Annotated in this window: 12 protein-coding genes; 1 reads left to right on the top strand and 11 read right to left on the bottom strand. The window is 62.7% G+C overall.

Going from position 1 to position 16,466, the window contains the following annotated elements:
• Positions 1-36 precede the first annotated feature (36 nt).
• The 8 genes from GE253_RS14775 to GE253_RS14740 all read right to left on the bottom strand — a co-directional run bounded on the left by GE253_RS14775 (position 37) and on the right by GE253_RS14740 (position 12,278).
• A complete protein-coding gene (locus GE253_RS14775) occupies positions 37-2,703 on the bottom strand; it encodes a TonB-dependent receptor (RefSeq protein WP_173012647.1) in 2,667 nt (888 codons plus the stop codon).
• Positions 2,704-3,120: 417 nt separating this feature from the next.
• On the bottom strand, positions 3,121-3,873 hold the full coding sequence (gene kduD / locus GE253_RS14770) for a 2-dehydro-3-deoxy-D-gluconate 5-dehydrogenase KduD (protein ID WP_153204873.1): 753 nt from the start codon (positions 3,871-3,873) through the stop codon (positions 3,121-3,123).
• A gap of 65 nt (positions 3,874-3,938) precedes the next feature.
• On the bottom strand, positions 3,939-4,784 hold the full coding sequence (gene kduI / locus GE253_RS14765) for a 5-dehydro-4-deoxy-D-glucuronate isomerase (protein WP_153204872.1): 846 nt from the start codon (positions 4,782-4,784) through the stop codon (positions 3,939-3,941).
• Between the two features lie 24 nt (positions 4,785-4,808).
• The gene (gene uxaC / locus GE253_RS14760; RefSeq protein WP_348770859.1) at positions 4,809-6,248 is read right to left on the bottom strand and encodes a glucuronate isomerase; all 1,440 of its coding nucleotides are present in this window, start codon (positions 6,246-6,248) and stop codon (positions 4,809-4,811) included.
• Between the two features lie 154 nt (positions 6,249-6,402).
• On the bottom strand, positions 6,403-7,467 hold the full coding sequence (locus GE253_RS14755; protein ID WP_089289929.1) for a LacI family DNA-binding transcriptional regulator: 1,065 nt from the start codon (positions 7,465-7,467) through the stop codon (positions 6,403-6,405).
• Positions 7,468-7,578: 111 nt separating this feature from the next.
• Complete coding sequence (locus tag GE253_RS14750) at positions 7,579-9,042, bottom strand: mannitol dehydrogenase family protein (protein WP_153204871.1); 1,464 nt, start codon at positions 9,040-9,042, stop codon at positions 7,579-7,581.
• On the bottom strand, positions 9,039-10,544 hold the full coding sequence (locus GE253_RS14745) for an altronate dehydratase family protein (RefSeq protein ID WP_153204870.1): 1,506 nt from the start codon (positions 10,542-10,544) through the stop codon (positions 9,039-9,041). The genes GE253_RS14750 and GE253_RS14745 overlap by 4 nt, the downstream gene beginning before the upstream one ends.
• Before the next feature lie 138 nt (positions 10,545-10,682).
• On the bottom strand, positions 10,683-12,278 hold the full coding sequence (locus GE253_RS14740; protein ID WP_153204869.1) for a carboxylesterase/lipase family protein: 1,596 nt from the start codon (positions 12,276-12,278) through the stop codon (positions 10,683-10,685).
• Between the two features lie 155 nt (positions 12,279-12,433).
• Here GE253_RS14740 and GE253_RS14735 point away from each other — a divergent pair, with 155 nt between their 5' ends.
• Positions 12,434-13,432 carry an alpha/beta hydrolase gene (locus tag GE253_RS14735; protein WP_153204868.1) on the top strand — a complete coding sequence of 333 codons (999 nt, stop codon included), beginning with the start codon at positions 12,434-12,436 and terminating at the stop codon, positions 13,430-13,432.
• A 40-nt stretch (positions 13,433-13,472) separates the two neighbouring features.
• Here the strand turns inward: GE253_RS14735 and GE253_RS14730 are convergent, their stop codons facing one another.
• From GE253_RS14730 to GE253_RS14720, 3 genes are read right to left on the bottom strand one after another with little or no spacing between them, the layout of a single operon-like run.
• Positions 13,473-14,381 carry a polysaccharide deacetylase family protein gene (locus tag GE253_RS14730; protein ID WP_211101470.1) on the bottom strand — a complete coding sequence of 303 codons (909 nt, stop codon included), beginning with the start codon at positions 14,379-14,381 and terminating at the stop codon, positions 13,473-13,475.
• Between the two features lie 3 nt (positions 14,382-14,384).
• Entirely contained in the window at positions 14,385-15,143 is a 759-nt protein-coding gene (locus tag GE253_RS14725) for an aspartate/glutamate racemase family protein (protein WP_153204867.1), read from the bottom strand.
• Between the two features lie 29 nt (positions 15,144-15,172).
• Positions 15,173-16,366 carry an NAD(P)/FAD-dependent oxidoreductase gene (locus GE253_RS14720; protein ID WP_153204866.1) on the bottom strand — a complete coding sequence of 398 codons (1,194 nt, stop codon included), beginning with the start codon at positions 16,364-16,366 and terminating at the stop codon, positions 15,173-15,175.
• Positions 16,367-16,466 lie beyond the last annotated feature (100 nt).

Genomic DNA, 16,466 nt, shown 5'->3' with positions numbered 1-16,466 from the left:
TGATGGCCGAAGGCAAGGGAAACGGGAAAGCGGAAATCAGTACTTATAGCTGGCACCCAGGAAGAACTGCCGACCACTATGGACATAAGTGTCCATGGCCTGCAGGTCACGACCAACCCACTTATCATCATATTGGTCGGTCAGGTTGATCGCCTCGAAGGAGACGGTGAGGTGTTCATTAATATTGTATGAAGCGTTCAGATCGAGGTTGAACGTGGAGTTCTTGCCACGGACATCGATATTGTTACCCGGTGCCACATTAGTCAAATAGGCATCGCGGAATGAACCGGACACACGGACGCTAAACTTCTCCGTCTCGTAATAAAGCGTCGCGTTCAGGGAGTTCGGGGACAGGTTTACCAGCGGTTCCGTCCGTTGGAGATTGGTGGCTCCGCTGGGCAGGTTATAGATAATATTCGACTTCACATGGGTGTAGTTGAGGATACCACCCAGATTGTCAAACGGTGCGGGCAGGAAGGTAAAGGGCTTCTGCACGCTGATTTCAAAGCCCTTCAGCGGTCCGCCTTCAGTGTTTTGTGCCCGTGTCACGGTATAGAGGTTATCCAACTCTGCGGCCGGTAGAGATTCCAGGGGCAGTTCCACCGTGCGCAGCACCTGGGTACTGGCCACGTTTTGGATATAGGTCTTGATATCCTTGTAGAAGTAACCGACGGAAACCAGAGTCTCCCGGTCCGGATACCATTCCAGACCAATATCCACCGTGTTGGCGCGGTAGGGTTCCAGATCCGGATTGCCGATGGTCAAGGTCTTGGATTGGGTATTGATCGAACCACCCGGCGTCAGATCCGGCAGGCGCGGCCGCGCCATCACTTTGCCAGCGGCGAAGCGGACGAACACGTCTTCCGTGGCTTCCACGGACACGTTCATCGACGGCAAGGTGTCCCAGTAGCTGCGGTCGCTGACGGTTGGGCGGCTGCCCACATAGCCGAACGCCTGCTGTTCGGTTTTTACCCGACGCAGACCGATATTGCCGCGGACCGTCTTACCCATCACCTCAAAGTTGAAATCGGCTTGACCATAGAAGGCCAAATCCTTTTCCGTCACGTCGCGGTTCTGGCCAAGCTGATTATCCTTGGACAGAGTGAAATTACCGAACTGGTTGATACAGTTACAATAAATTCCGAGTATGTCGCCGATTTTGTCTAGATCAGGCACAATCCAGCTGCTGGGTGTACCCGCTGGCATATCCATATGGCGACCAAAGCCGGAGAACAGCTTGGAAATCTGCGCCACACTGGTGCCTGCCGGCAGAGCGACGGCATTTTCATTGATGCGGCGCCATTCCTCTGTCTTGAAATCATACTTCTTCCAAGCGAAACCGGTCTTCAGGGTCACATTATCGGTCGCATCCCACAACAGGTCGGCGCGATAATTGACAAACTCGTTCTTCGTCTTGTTGGGACGCATCCGGATCAAGGAGGCGTCGCCCTGTGCCGCAGAGCTGCTCCAGGCCCAATTGGCCGGGTTGGTGACGTCAAAACCGTAATCAAACCCCGGCAGCTTCTTGTTCCCGCTGAAATCATAGCTATATCCGTTGGAGTTATAGCGCTCCAGCGAAACAGTGGTCTGTTCAGGATTATCTTGCGTATTGCTGGACCAGCCGGCCAGCAGCTTCAGGGTGAGGCTCTCACCAATCCCCTGGTCCAACCCTACCGAATATTGCAGGAAGTCGGCATTCAACTCATCCCGGCGGAATTCGGTGCGCATATCGACACCGTTGAAACGCCCCTGGACCAGCGCATTATTATCGTTGATGGTGCCACTCACCACATCGGTGCCACCCATGCCGGCCGCACCGGTGCGGCTGAAGGAAATGGCCTCCAGATATTGTTCCGTACGATTCTGCTTCAGCTTGGCGTAAAGAACATTCAGGTCAATGCGGGTATTCTCGAATGGTTGCAACTGGATAGCACCCGTCAGGCCCAGGCGGTCCTGATCATAATCCAGCCGGCCATAGCGCGGAATGCGCGGATGCCAAGCCTGCTGTGCCGCCAGATTGGCCGGCACGCTGCGGAACTTGGTGTTAGGATTAGGTGCTCCGGTGGGGTTGGGGATCGGCACTTCCCAACGGGTGGTCGACGCCCCTTCTTCAAACACGTTACGGGTGGAATAGGCCACCGACCCCAGCACGCCAATCTTGTCATCAAGAAACTTGTCAGCAACCAGAAGGGTTGCGCGCGGATTATATTTCTTTGACAGGTCATTATAGGTTCCCTTGGCCGAGGCGGCGAAGGTGAAATCCTTATAATCAAAGGGCTGTCCCGTCTGCAAATCGACCGTGGCCCCCAGCGATCCTTCTTCAATCTCCGCCGATTGCGACTTGTTTACCTTAATATTGTTGAACAATTCGGAGGCGAAGATGTTGAAATCGAAGCCGCGCCCCCGGTTGGCACCACCGGAACCATCGGTGCCGCCGGTGGTGGCCAGCGCTTCCAGCCCGTTCAAACGCACGCGGGTAAAGTCAGAGGAAAGACCGCGCACCGTAATGGTACGGCCTTCGCCGCCATCACGATCAATGGCAATGCCAGGAATACGCTGCAACGATTCCGCCAGATTGAGATCGGGGAATTTGGCGATATCTTCCGCATTCACGGCATCGACGAAATTGCTGGCGTTCTTCTTGGTTTCAATGGCGCTGGCAAGGCTGCCCCGGAAACCGGTAACAACGATTTCCTCCAGCATACCGTCACCAGCATCTTGTGCCGAAACAGGTGCGGCAAGGGCCGCAGCGCATGAAGCCGCCATCAACCAAATCGGTGCCCGACCATGACGCGTCCAGGCACCCGGCCGCCCCAACTTGTTCTTTTTCATTTCCATTCCTCCCAATTCGGCCGCTTTGACGCAGGCCCGATTTATTTGCCGCGAGCAAAAGAGCATGAGAGATGCAAAGATCGCGTTTTATGATGTAAAAGGCGCGCTCCCCAGCACCGCCAGCCAGCCATCCCGATTGGATGACCTTAGTTCTTATGTTCCGGCTTGTCTTAAGTAACCGGTGTCATAAACGGATCATGATCCGGATACACATTCATGTCAATGCGGAGAAGTCAGTCAAACCGCGCCGGAACTTGATCCGGTGCAAGTGTCGTTTTTGTGCAACCGTTACCGCGCCAGCCAGCCGCCATCGACAGCCAGAATATGGCCCTGGACATAGTCAGCAGCACGGCTGGCCAGGAACACGGCGGCCCCGCCCAGATCATCTGGTTCGCCCCAGCGGCCGGCGGGGATGCGGGCCAGGATGTCGCGGTTGCGGTTTTCATCCGCGCGCAGGGCCTCGGTATTGTTGGTGGCGAAATAGCCGGGTGCGATGGCATTCACATTGATGCCCTTGCCGGCCCATTCATTGGCCAGCAGCTTGGTCAGCCCCGCCACACCCGATTTCGACGCCGTATAGCTGGGCACCCGGATGCCCCCCTGAAAGCTCAACATCGAGGCGATGTTGATGATCTTGCCGCTGCGGCGTTCCAGCATGTGCCTGGCCGCCGCCTGCGACAGGAAGAAGACGCTTTTCAGGTTGGTATCGATCACATCATCCCAATCGGCCTCGGTGAAATCCACGGCGTCGGCCCGGCGGATGATGCCGGCATTATTGACCAAAATGTCCAGCTGGCCGAAATGGGCCAGCGTGTCGGCCACCAGCCCCGGCAGCCCGTCCATCTTGGACAGGTCGGCCGTCAGTTGCAGGCAGCGCCGGCCAACGGCTTCCACCGCCGCCGCCGTTTCGCCGGCATCGCGGCGGGCCACGGTGACGATATCGGCGCCCGCGCGGGCCAGTGCGATGGCCAGTGACTGGCCCAGGCCGGTATTGGCCCCCGTCACCATCGCCACCCGGCCGGTCAAATCAAACGGGTTCATCGGCTTGTTCCTCTGGAAGATAGGCCGCAGGATGGCAGGGGGGGCCCCATGCAGCCCCCTGCCCCTTACGCCAACTGGCAGATATCCAGCACCTTCATGTCGGTATAATCCAGGTTCTCGCCACCCATGGCCCAGATGAAGCCATAGGCGCGGGTGCCCGATCCCATATGGATGGACCAGGGCGGGGAGATCACCGCCTCATGGTTCTTCACCACAATATGGCGCATGGCATCCGGATGGCCCATGTAATGGAACACACGGTCCTGCTCTGGCAGGTCGAAATAGAAGTAAATCTCCGAGCGGCGTTCATGCAGATGCGGCGGCATGGTATTCCACACCGAACCTTCCTTCAGGATCGTCACGCCCAGCAGCAACTGGGCCGAGGCGCAGACGCCCGGCACGATATATTGATAGATCGTGCGCTCGTTGGAGGTTTCCAGCGCGCCACGCTGCAGCGGATTGGCCTTTTCGATCGGCAGATGCTGGATCGGCAGGGCGGCATGGGCCGGCGTGGAGGCCAGATAGAACAAAGCCGGGTTGGCGGCATCATCCGACGCAAAGCTGACGGCAACAGAACCCATCGGCACATAAAGCCCGTCACGCGGCCCCATGGTGAAGCTCTGCCCATCCACCACAATACGGCCGGGCCCGCCGACATTGACGATGCCCAGTTCCCGCCGCTCCAGGAAGGGGCGGCCGGCGGCAGCGGCGGGTTCGGTCTGGGTCGGCAGCTCCAACGCGCCATCCACCGGGGCGGCCCCGCCGATGACAAACCGCTCATTATGGGAGTAGTTCAGCACCACCCGACCCGGCTGGAAAATCCCCGTCACCAGATAGCGGTTACGCAGGTCACCCGTGTTGGCAGCCTCCAGGCTGTCCGGATGCGTGGCGTGGAACGTCTTCTCAAACATTGAATGTCTCCCCCCAGGAAGGTTTTAGCCGCGTGGGTCCGCAGGCAGATTATTCAGGCGATAGGCACGGCGCGGCAGCGTCCAGGTCAGGTCAAAGGCCAGTTCTGCCGCCTCATCCTCATCCAGCCGCTGTTCCGTCACCAAGCGCGCCAGGAAGGCGCTATCCACCCGGCGGGCCACGTCGTGGCGGGCGGGGATGGAGAGGAAGGCGCGGGTATCGTCGTTGAAGCCGGCGGTATTGTAGAAGCCGGCGGTTTCCGTCACCTGCTCCCGGAAGCGGCGCATCCCTTCCGGGCTGTCATGGAACCACCAGGCCGGCCCCAGGGTCAGGCACGGGTAATGGCCGGCCAGCGGCGCCAGCTCACGCGCATAGACCGTTTCATCCAGGGTGAACAGAATGATGGACAGGCGCGGGTCATTGCCATGCGCACCCAATAGTGGGCGCAGCGCCTGGACATATTCGGTCTGGCGCGGAATATCGGCACCCTTGTCACGGCCGTAAGCCGCGAAAAGCTGTGGGTTATGGTTGCGGAAGGAACCGGGATGGATCTGCATCACCAGCCCGTCATCCAGGCTCATCCGCGCCATTTCGGTCAGCATCTGGGCGCGGAACAGCTCCGCCTCAGCGGCATCAGCCTTGCCGGCCAACACCTTGGCGAAAAGCGCTTCCACCGCCGGGCGCGACAGGTCGGCGGTGGCGGCGGTGGGGTGGCCATGGTCGCTGGCCGTCGCCCCCATGGCGATGAAATCAGCGCGGCGCTTGCGGTGGGCCCGCAGATAACCGTCCCAGCTTTCCACATCCTCCCCCGTCATCTCCCCAAAGCGCGCCAGGGCCCCGGCGAACTCCTCATGCTCAGGATCGACAACGGAATCGGGTCGATAGGTGCTCACGACATTGCCGTGCCAGCCTTCCGCCCGCATGGCGCGGTGATGGGGCAATTCATCCACCGCCCCTTCGGTGGTGGCCAGCAAGGCGATGCGGAACCGGTCGAACAGGGCGCGGGGGCGGAAAGCCGGCGTGGCCAGGGCGGCAGTGATGCCGTCATAATATTCATCGGCCGTTTCCGTGGAGAGCGCCTGGGTGAAACCGAACACTTCCCCGAACACATGGTTCAGCCAGATGGAGGAAGGCGTGCCGCGGAACAGGTGGAAATGGCTGGCGAACAGCCGCCAGGCCTCCCGCGGGTCCGCCCCGCTCGGCCCCTGGCGCGAGGGCACACCCAGCTTTTCCAGCGGAATCCCCTGGCTGTAGAGCATCCGGTAAAGATAATGGTCCGGTGCCAGCAGCAGCGATGTCGGGTCGGTCCAGGCGGCATTTTCCGCAAACCAGGCCGGGTCGGTATGGCCATGCGGGCTGATGATCGGTAGGTCACGAATTTCGGCATAAAGCCTCGCGGCCACCGCGCGGGCTGCCGGATCGGACGGAAACAGACGTTCCGGGTGCAGGCGCAACGTTTTCGCCACCGCAAATCCCCCCTTGTCGCCCCCCGTTATGCCGGGATGGAGCTTCTGCCAGAATGATCACCGGCATCTTGTAGGCTTCGATGGTAACCGGTGTCAACGACGGTCGCAAGTAAATTGATGCTAGTCGTACCAGGATGTGAAATCGCTGTTCGCCTCACCCTTTCGGGGGGGCCGTCGATGAACGGATGGTCAGCCGCGCCTCATAGGCGGGGGCCGCGCGCCGGCGCTTGGTTTCCTGGTTATCCAGCAGCAATTCGGCCGCACTGCGCCCCATGTCCCGGATCGGCCAGCGTACCGTGGTCAGCGGTGGCCACATGCGCGATGCCAGCGGCGTATCGTCAAAGCCGATCACCGACAGGTCTTCCGGGATGCGCAACCCGCGCAGATAGGCAACATGGTAGAGCCCGGCCGCCATTTCATCATTGGAGGAGAAAATGGCAGTCGGTCGCGGCTCCAGGCTCAACAGCCGTTCGGCCGCCGCCACACCGGACTCAAAAGTGTAACCACCGCGCACAATATGATCAGGGGACAGCGTGATGCCCCGCTTATCCAACTCACCACAGAACCCTTCCAGCCGCTCCCGCGCGGAGCGATAGCCTTCCGGCCCGGTGATGACGGCGATTTCCTTATGCCCCAGATCAAGCAGATGGGCGGCCGCCTGGGCCGTGCCGATCCGGTCGTTGGAGGCGACCATATGCGCCGGCTCATCCAGCGCGGCGGAGGCGATGCGGACATGCGGGCAACCCAGTTCCCGCAGCATCGCCACCAGGGCATCATTCTCTGACACCGGGGGCAGCAGCACGACGCCGGCCAGCTTCTGCCGTTCCACAAAGGCGCGGATATCGTTGAACAGTGACGGGCTGCCCCGGTCGCAGGGATAAACCACCAGCTCAAATTCCGACCCGCGCAGCCGGTCGAGAATGCCATATTGGGAAATGACAATGGTTTGCGCGTTCGGGTTGTCATAGATCAGCCCGATCAGGAAGGAGCGGCGAAAAGCCAGCCCGCGCGCCTGCGGGTCTGGCACAAAGCCGCTTTCCGCGATGGCGGCATTCACGCGCTGGCGCGTCTCCTCGCTGACCAGGGAGGAACCGTTAATCACGCGGGAGACCGTTTTCTTCGATACTTCCGCCATGCGGGCGATATCGTTGATAGTCGGTCGGCGTTTCGGCACCGGGGCGGTACGCTCTTGGGGGGCCGACAGATCGCTGTCCGACATGGTTTCCGTTTCCTGATCCTGGGCTGAACCGCCGGCCGCCTCTTGCGGGCGGCCTTAGCGGTTCAATCTCATATAGTAATAGGGAGGCTTGGGCGAAAGCAATCGATCGCCTCAGCCTGCCAGCGCGCGCGCTACCGCCTCCGCATCGCCCGGTGCCAGGGCGGCATAGGCGCTTTCCAGCGCGCGCCGGAAGCGGGCATCCGCCGCCAGGGCAGGCGGGAACACCGCGTCGAGTGCCAGGAAGGCGGCGACATCGCTGCCTGCCTCCCCCTTGGTGCCGGCTGCAATGGTCAGCAACCGTTCCGCCAGCGGATCGACCAGCTTCGGCTGGCCCGGCTGGGCGCGCTGGCGCAGGAAATGCAGCCAGCCCGCCACGGGCAGGCAGAGCGCATCCACCGCCCTGCCCTGCGCCAGCGTATCGGCAATGGTGCCCAGCAGGCGCACCGGCAGCTTCTGCGACCCATCCCAGGCGATTTGCGACAGCAGATGCCGGATGCCGGGATTGGCAAAGCGGGCCAGGATCGCGCTTATATAGCCATCCAGATCGAACCCGGCCGGGGCCGGCACGGTGGGGGCAATATCCTCCCGCATCAGCCGTTCGACAAAGCCGGACAGCAGCCTGTGCCCCACGGCATCGGCCACGCTTTCCAGCCCCAGCAGCAGGCCCAGATAGGCCAGGCTGGAATGCGGGCCATTCAGCAGGCGCAGCTTGGCGCGCTCGAACGCCGCCACATCGCTGGTCATCTGCACGCCGACACTTTCAAAGGCCGGGCGGCCATTGCAAAACCGGTCCTCCACCACCCATTGGGTGAAGGGTTCCCGCTGTACCGGTGCGGCATCCGCCACGCCCAAGGCCTCGGCAACGCGGGCCTTCAGCGCCTCATCCGTGGCCGGCGTGATACTGTCCACCATGGTGCAAGGGAAGGCCCCTTCCGCCTCAATCCAGCGGGCCAGGGCGGGGTCCAGCCGGTCGGCAAAATCCACCAGCGCCCGGCCCAGTTTGCGGCCGTTGTCAGAAAGATTGTCGCAACTGACCACAGTGAACGGGGGCAACCCATCGGCATGGCGCAGGCGCAACCCCTCCACCAGCCAGCCAATCAGGCTGGTGGGGGCCTGCGGGCTGGCCAGATCGGCGCGGATGGCGGGGTGATCGGCATCCAGCAGGCCGGCGCCGTTCAGGCAATAGCCCTTTTCCGTCACCGTACAGGTGACGATGCGGGTGGCCGGATTGGCCAGCCGGGCCAGGACGGCGGCCCGGCTGGATGGCGCGTGCAACACCTCCCGGATTGCGCCGATGACGCGGTATTCCGCCTTTTCGCCCAAGGTGGCCAGCGTGTAGAGCCCCTGTTGCGGTGTCAACGCATCGGCAATATCGCGGCTGTTGAGCGAAATGACGGAGAGCGCCCAGTCGCCCCCCTGTTCCAGCACGCTGTCAATATAGCTGGCCTGATGGGCGCGGTGGAACGCGCCAGGGCCGATATGGACAATGCCGATCCCGGCCGCCGCCCGGTCATAGGCGGGACGGCGAATGGCGGCGGGCAAGCCGGCAAGGCTGGTGTCGGTCAGTCGGCTCATAAGGTCACCCCACTTTTCCACAAGGCGATTTCACGTTCGCCATTGGTTTCATTCCGGGCCGGTACACCACTGGCGGTGACGGCAATCAGGTCCAGCAACCGGTCGGTTGCCGCCTCCATCCCGCCGGCGCCCAGTACCGTTCCGGCATCGAAATCGATCCAGCGCGGCTTGCGGCTGGCAAGGTCGCTATTGGTGGCAATTTTCAGCGTCGGCACGGGGAAACCCAGCGGCGTGCCCCGCCCGGTGGTAAACAGCAGCAGCGTGGCCCCCGACGCCACCAGGGCGGTGCAGGAAACCGCGTCATTGCCGGGCGCTTCCAGCAGGGCTAGCCCCGGCCCGCTGACCCGGCCGCCATAGGGCAGCACCTGGGTGACGGTTGCCCGCCCGCCCTTCTGCACGGCACCCAGAGATTTTTCTTCCAGGGTGGTGATGCCACCAGCCTTGTTGCCGGGGGAGGGGTTTTCATGCACCGGCTGGTTGTGATCCAGGAAATAGCGTTTGAAGCCATTCACCACGCCGACCAGATCGTCGAAAACCTCTCGGCTGGCGGCCCGGCGCATCAACAATTCCTCCGCCCCGAAAATCTCCGGGATTTCGGTCAGCACCGCCGTGCCGCCGCCGGCCGTCAACCGGTCTGTCACCCGGCCCAATAACGGGTTGGCCGTCAGACCGCTGAACCCGTCCGATCCGCCGCATTTCAGCCCCAGCACCAGATCAGAGAGCAGGCAGGCCTCCCGGTGGTCCCCCTCCGCGATGGCAACCAGTTCTTCTACCGCCGCCAGCCCCTCCTCTAGCTCATCCCCCACCTTCTGGGCGGCGAAGGCGCGCAGGCGGGCGGCGTCACGGTGCGGCATCTCCGCCAGCAGCCGGTCCAACTGGTTGGATTCACAGCCCAGCCCCACCAGCAACACGCCGCCGGCATTGGGATGCTGGGCCAGGGCGGCCAGCACTGACCGCGTATGGTCCAGATCATCACCCAATTGCGAGCAACCAAACGGGTGTGGGAAGGCGTGAACCCCATCCACCCGGCCAGCAAAGCGACGGTTGCCTTCCTCTGCAATCAGCCGGGCCGTGTTGGCGACACAGCCCACGGTGCACAGCACCCAGATTTCATTGCGCGTACCCACCCGCCCGTCGGGGCGGCGGTAACCCTGGAAGGTCGGCAGGTCCCCGGCCACCGCAGGCGATGGTGGGTCCGGCTGGTACTGGTAATCCAGTTCGGCATCCAGGCCGGTCTTCACATTATGGCTGTGAACATGCTCCCCCGGCCCGATGACGGCGGTGGCAATCCCGATGGGCCAGCCATATTTGCGCACCGGCGCACCGGCCGCGATGGGATGCAGCGCCAGCTTGTGGCCCTTGGCGATATCGGCGGCCAGGGTGATCTCTGCATCCCCCACCATCACCCTTTCCCCCGCCGCCAGGGGGCGCAGGGCGGTGGCGACATCATCCTGCGGGTCGATCCGCCAGACGCCCGGCAGTTCGTGATCAACATTGGACATGAAGCACTTCTCCCCCCTGCCCGACAGAACCACCGCCATGCGGGCGGCGCGTGCTGCCACAGGATCAATTGCCAGACAAATGAATGCCACCGGAGTGCCACCGTGTGCAACCGGTGTCATGCGCAAAATCGTCGCCCCTCAGGTGCCTTGTTGGATGAAGGGAACCTTGGCAAAAAGCTGACGTTCCGCCCCGCGCGGATCGCTGGCCAGTTCGGGGCGGACATCGAACAGCATCGTCTCCCGCCCCTCCAACCGATAGGGGCGCCATGCCGGCAGGCCGGCATGGTTGGGGTTACCGTTGCGGGCAAAGGCGATGAAGGCATCCATCATCTGCTGCGAGACGGCAGCGGCATCCACCCCGGTGCCGGTGATGGAATCCGGTGCGTCCAGCGTGCCGAAGACCAGCGGAATATCCAGCGTGTGGGGGGCCCCCCATTTGCCGCCATCCTTGGGCGAGCCCCAATTCAATTGATAGGCAAAGACGGGGGAGCCCTGTTGGGCACGCAATTCCGCCTCCACCACCGCACCACGCCAGGACCGGCCGGCGGTGGTGGCGGCGAAAAACACGTCGCTGGGGCTATAGGCCGGGTAAAGCCGGCGATATTCCGCCGCCACTATTTCCGGGGTGATATCCACGCGCATATGCTTGGCCAGCCGGGCCGGCAGTTGCTCCCAGGTCAGGGTGAAACTATCCGGCTCCCCGCCGCCGATCAGGCTGCGGGTTTCATCCTTGGTATTGCCGATCATCATCGGGATATCGGCGGAAAGGGCCGGGGCGTCGGGATAGAAGGGATGCCGCGTCAGGCTGCGTTCATCCAGCACCGGGCCGAAATAAATCCCGCCGCTGCCGATCACCGGGTCGGTGGTTTTCAAGGCCGCCACCAGCTTTTCCACCGGCAGGCGGGCCACCTCCGCCGCGCGATCCGGTGTCAGGCCCAATGCGGCCAGATAGGTTTCCGCCCGCCGGGTGGCGTTCAGCGGGCCGGAGGCCGTCAGTTGCTGCCCGCTCATCGTGGCGGCGCGGTGGAACAGGCCGCGTGCGGCCGGCATGGCCATCAAGGTGGCGATCTTGGCCCCGCCGCCAGACTGGCCGAACAGCATCACCCGGCCCGGATCGCCCCCGAAAGCGGCGATATTGTCCCGCACCCATTGCAGCGCCAGCACCAGATCCAGCATCCCCGCATTGCCGGAATCCGCATAATCGCCGCCCACCAGCCGGCCCAGCGACAGGTAACCGAACAGGTTCAGCCGGTGGTTCAGCGTCACCACCACCACGTCACCCCGGCGGGCCAGCTTGCTGCCATCATAAAGCGGGTTGGCGCCGGAGCCGCTGGCATAGGCCCCGCCATGGATATAGACCATGACCGGCCGGCGCGCCGTATCCAGCCCCGGCGTCCAGACATTCAAAAACAGGCAATCTTCCGAGGTTGCTTCATTGATGCGGCCCTGCGGGCAGGCGGTACCGAATGTCAGCGCCTCCTGAACGCCTTTCCAGGGCTGCGGCGGGGCCGGCGGCAGAAAACGGCGCGGGCCGGTATCAGCGCCATAGCGGATGCCCTTGAACTGGTGGATACCGTCCAGGGTACGCCCCCGCAGCTTGCCATAGGTGGTTTTCACCAGGGGCGCGCCCTGCCCCGCCGCCCAACCGGTTCCGGCCCAGCCGGTGGCAAGGGTAGCGGCCGCACCACGCAACAAGGTGCGCCGGCCAAAGGCGTCATCCGCCCGGTCGATCATCCCGATATCCTCCCCAACGCGTGGGCCTGTGCCGGCCCTTGTCTTCTCTTAAGGGTGCGATCATTAGGAAACCGGTGTCAATAGCCAATACATCTCTTTGACAGGGGCGGACGCAACCGGCGATAAACCGATCAGCACGCTGGGAAGGATACCCTATGATCAATCGCCGCCGCTGGCTGGGCATGACGGCCCTCGCTGCCACCCTTATCGGGACCAAGGGCCGGGATGCCCAGGCTGAACCGGGGGCCGATTTCCCGCTGACCGGGCCGGACCCGGCAGAAATATTGCCCTTGTGGCCCACCAGCCCGCCGGGTGGACCGGTGCCGGGGCTGGTGGAACAGGTGGAGGATCGGGCCAAACCCGGTAGTCTGAAGGATCGGGCGGCACTTCACATAACCCAACCGACGCTCAGCGTATTCCGCCCCGCCAAGCCCAATGGATCGGCCCTGTTGCTGATCCCTGGCGGGGGCTATGCGCGGGTGGTGATGGATAAGGAAGGGTTTGAAACCGCCCGGCTGCTGGCGGCAGAGGGGATGACCGTCTTCGTGCTGCTTTACCGTCTGCCGGCAGATGGTTGGGCCGGTGGACCGGACACACCGTTGCAGGATGCACAGCGGGCCCTGCGGCTGATCCGCCATCAGGCCCCTGCCTATGGCGTGGCACCGGGCCGCATCGGCGTCATGGGTTTTTCTGCCGGCGGGCATTTGTCAGCCAGCCTTGCCACCCGGTATGCGGAAAATGTCTATGATCCTGTGGATGCGGCCGATGCGGTCAGCGCCCGCCCGGACCATGCCTGTCTGGTCTATCCGGTCATCACGCTGGCCCCGCCATCGGCCCATACCGGTTCCGCCCATAATATGTTGGGGCACAATCCGGCCCCGGATCGGGTGGCCCGCTATTCCCCGCAAAATGGGGTCACGACGCAGACACCGCCCAGCTTCCTGCTGCACGCGCTGGACGATAAGGGTGTCTCGCCGGAAAACCCCCTGCTGATGCTGGCGGCCCTGCAGCGCGCGGGCGTGCTGGCGGAGGCGCATTTCTTTCAGGAGGGCGGCCACGGTTTCGGCCTGCGCGGGGCGGTGGGCAAGCCGGTGGCTGCCTGGCCCTCGCTCTACCTGGCCTGGGCGCGGCGCAACGGGTTCATTCCGGCCTGAAAAACGAAGGGGGCGGCCAACCCGCCGCCCCCTGCCCCAATCAAGCCGGCATATGGCCTTCATTGTTGGCCAGATACCAGCGCGCCAGTTCTTCGCGCGTCGGCCACCAGACCCCATCCAGGCTCTTGGCATATTCCAGGAACTCCCGGATCGCCCGGACACGGTAGGCGCGGCCGGAGACGTGCGGGTGCAGGCCGACATTCATCAGCCGCGCCGTCTTCTCCCCTTCCTTGTGCAGCACCGACAATTCCTCGATCAGCGTATCGCGGAAGGCATCGGTGGTCAGGCCCCGCCGGGTCAGCAGGGTGAAGTCGTTCAGCTCGTTGGAATAGGGCACGGAAACCAGCGGGCCATTCTCGGTCTTGATCCGATAGGGCTGGTCATCATTCATGATGTCGCAATAGAACAGGAAACCCTGTTCGGCCAGAATGCCCGCCGTGTTCAGCGTGCCGCGCAGGGAGGAGGACAGCCAGCCCAGCGGCCGGCGACCGACATTGCGCTCATACATCTCAATGGAACGCAGGATGATGTCGCGTTCCTTCTCGGGCTGCTTGGCGAAATTGGTCAGCAGCTCGCCCTGTTCGTAATTATGGGCCAGCAGTTCCCAACCGCGTTCCAGGCAGGCTTCCACCATGGCGCTGCGCCGTTCAAAGGTCACGGCATTGGTGGTGCAACTGGCCTTGACGCCCAGCTCATCGAACAGCTCATACAGCCGCCACAGGCCGACGCGCTGGCCATATTCACGCCAGGTGAAATTCGGGAAGTCCGGTGTGTCGCCCGGCAGCACGTCCGGCAGAATGGCCGGGCCGCCCGCATAATAGGGCTTGTCGGTATCCTTGGTCAGATCCCAGGTTTCCAGATTGAAGGTCAGGATCAGGGCGACCTTCTTGCCGTCGGGCCAGCGCAGGGGGCCACGCTTGGGCATCGGCACATAATCATAGCTCAACATGGATCAGAAATCCTCAAGCAGGCGGCCGAAGCCATAAACCTTGTCCTGGATACCGCTGGCGCGCAAGGCGTGCCAGTATGTCGCCGTATTGATGGCGATCACCGGCTTGCCCAGCACCAGTTCGGCAGCGGCGGCAAAGCGCATCATGGACAGGTTGGTGCCTACCTGGATGATGGCATCCACATCATCGCCATCCAGGTACCGCAGCGTCTCGCGCAGTTTCTGGTCGGTAACCTGCGCGATGGCGGTCCAGGTGGGGCAGCGCAGCGGTGCGTCGCGCACCGTTTCATAGCCATAATCGGACAGGAAGTTGCGCACCTGTTCATTCGCCACCGGATAATAGGGCGACAGGAAGGCCACCTTCTTGATCCCGCCATACGCCGCCAGGGCGGCGGCCACCGATTCTGACCCAGTGGACAGTTCCACACCGCTGATCTCGTGGATTTCCTTGTGGAACTTGCGCGCCCCTTCGGCCCCGCCATAGAAGGTGATGGCCGACATGCCCATGACCAGATAGTCCGGGTTGCAGGTCATCACCGACTTCACGGCATCGATGGTGTTATCGGCGATGGCCTGAGTACCGGCCAGAAAGGTCTCGTCGCTGATCGCCTGGGCATTGGCGACGATGATGCGGCTGTAGTGGTTGGTGACGCCAGCGGGGCGCAGATCGTCATAATCGGGCTGCACCGTGGTGTTGGTGCTGGGGCCCAGCACGCCGAACAGCTTGCGCCAGCCGCGATTATCCTTGCCTTTGACTTCCATGATGAAATTCCTTTGCCTCTGGGGAGGGATCAAGCGATGGCGGCAGCGTCGGCCAGGCTCTGGAACATGGCCTGACGCAGCAGGAACTGGCGGCGCTTGGCCGGATCAGCTTGGGTGGCGATCAGCTCGTCCCGGCGCTTGGCCTGGGCCTCGGCCTGACTTGCCTTCATCATTTCCATGGTCTGGATGGTCTGGGCCTGCACGAAGCTGCGGGCGGCACCCCGGCGCTGGCGGCTGAACTGCTCCAGGCTTTCTTCATCCGGGCCGTTCTTGATGATCTTGGTCAGGCGCTGGCACAGGTTGAAGGCATCATGGATGCCGCTATTCATGCCGAATCCGCCCAGCGGATTGTTCAGATGCGCGCTGTCGCCCACCAGGAAGGCGCGGCCCTGGCGGAAGCTTTCCGCCACGCGCTGATGCATCCGATAGATGGTGCGGTGATAGGTCTGCACCCCGGTCTTGCCGATCAGGCGTTGGAACACGCGGTCGCGGTTTTCATCCGACGTCAGTTCAGCATCGGGCGTATCCGGCTGGGCCGGCAGCAGGATGCGCCAGACGGACGGCACGCGCAGCAGCACCAGCCATTCCTCCGGATCGGCCACATAATTCACATGGGCCAGATTGGGGAAATATTCTTCCAGCGGTTCCTTGGTCGACAGGCAGAGGAACTTCTCCGGGTAGGTGAAGCCCTCGAACCCGATGCCCAGCCATTTGCGCACGGCGGAATTGGCACCATCAGCACCGATCACATAATCGGCCCGCACCTTTTCAATGGCGAACGGCGTTTCAAAGGCCAGATCGACACCGGTGTCGTCCTGGTTCAGGTAAACCAGACGGCTGCTGAACTTCACCTGTGCCTTGGGATGGGATTCCAGCTTTTCCGCCAGGGCGCGGGCCAGATGATATTGCTCGCATTGCAGGCGATAGGGGTAGCGGGTGACGTCCGACAGTTCGCCCAGATCGAATTCGACCACGGCACCTGTGCGGCGGTCGCGGTAATGGTAAAGCGGTGCCTTCAGGCCCTTATCCAGCAGGAAGGGAGTGATCCCCAGCTCATCCAGCATTTCCAGCGTCGGCGGATGGAAGGTGGAGGCGCGCAAATCCTGCGCGCAATCCGGGCCAGCTTCCAGCACCAGCACATCAATGCCTTGCTGTGCCAGATAATATGCGGCCACCGTCCCCACCGGGCCGGCACCGGCGACCACCACCTGCGTTCTGATCATCGGCCTTTTATCCTTATCTGGTATCCAGGCGACGCGCCGGCATGACGTGCCGTTCGTCGCCCCCTGTTCGTTGGAGGCGCCGGTCAGCCGCGGATCGCGG

The organism is Niveispirillum sp. SYP-B3756 (assembly GCF_009495745.1).
Taxonomy (GTDB): domain Bacteria; phylum Pseudomonadota; class Alphaproteobacteria; order Azospirillales; family Azospirillaceae; genus Niveispirillum.
Note: the sequence above shows the minus strand (reverse complement) of the source record. Positions and strands in the feature narration are given on the sequence as shown.

Coding starts and splice junctions, on each gene's coding strand:
- GE253_RS14775 (WP_173012647.1), bottom strand. CDS start 2,703: ATGCTGGAGGAAATCGTTGTTACCGGTTTCCGGGGCAGCCTTGCCAGC.
- kduD (WP_153204873.1), bottom strand. CDS start 3,873: ATGAACCCGTTTGATTTGACCGGCCGGGTGGCGATGGTGACGGGGGCC.
- kduI (WP_153204872.1), bottom strand. CDS start 4,784: ATGTTTGAGAAGACGTTCCACGCCACGCATCCGGACAGCCTGGAGGCT.
- GE253_RS14755 (WP_089289929.1), bottom strand. CDS start 7,467: ATGTCGGACAGCGATCTGTCGGCCCCCCAAGAGCGTACCGCCCCGGTG.
- GE253_RS14750 (WP_153204871.1), bottom strand. CDS start 9,042: ATGAGCCGACTGACCGACACCAGCCTTGCCGGCTTGCCCGCCGCCATT.
- GE253_RS14745 (WP_153204870.1), bottom strand. CDS start 10,544: ATGTCCAATGTTGATCACGAACTGCCGGGCGTCTGGCGGATCGACCCG.
- GE253_RS14740 (WP_153204869.1), bottom strand. CDS start 12,278: ATGATCGACCGGGCGGATGACGCCTTTGGCCGGCGCACCTTGTTGCGT.
- GE253_RS14735 (WP_153204868.1), top strand. CDS start 12,434: ATGATCAATCGCCGCCGCTGGCTGGGCATGACGGCCCTCGCTGCCACC.
- GE253_RS14730 (WP_211101470.1), bottom strand. CDS start 14,381: ATGTTGAGCTATGATTATGTGCCGATGCCCAAGCGTGGCCCCCTGCGC.
- GE253_RS14725 (WP_153204867.1), bottom strand. CDS start 15,143: ATGGAAGTCAAAGGCAAGGATAATCGCGGCTGGCGCAAGCTGTTCGGC.
- GE253_RS14720 (WP_153204866.1), bottom strand. CDS start 16,366: ATGATCAGAACGCAGGTGGTGGTCGCCGGTGCCGGCCCGGTGGGGACG.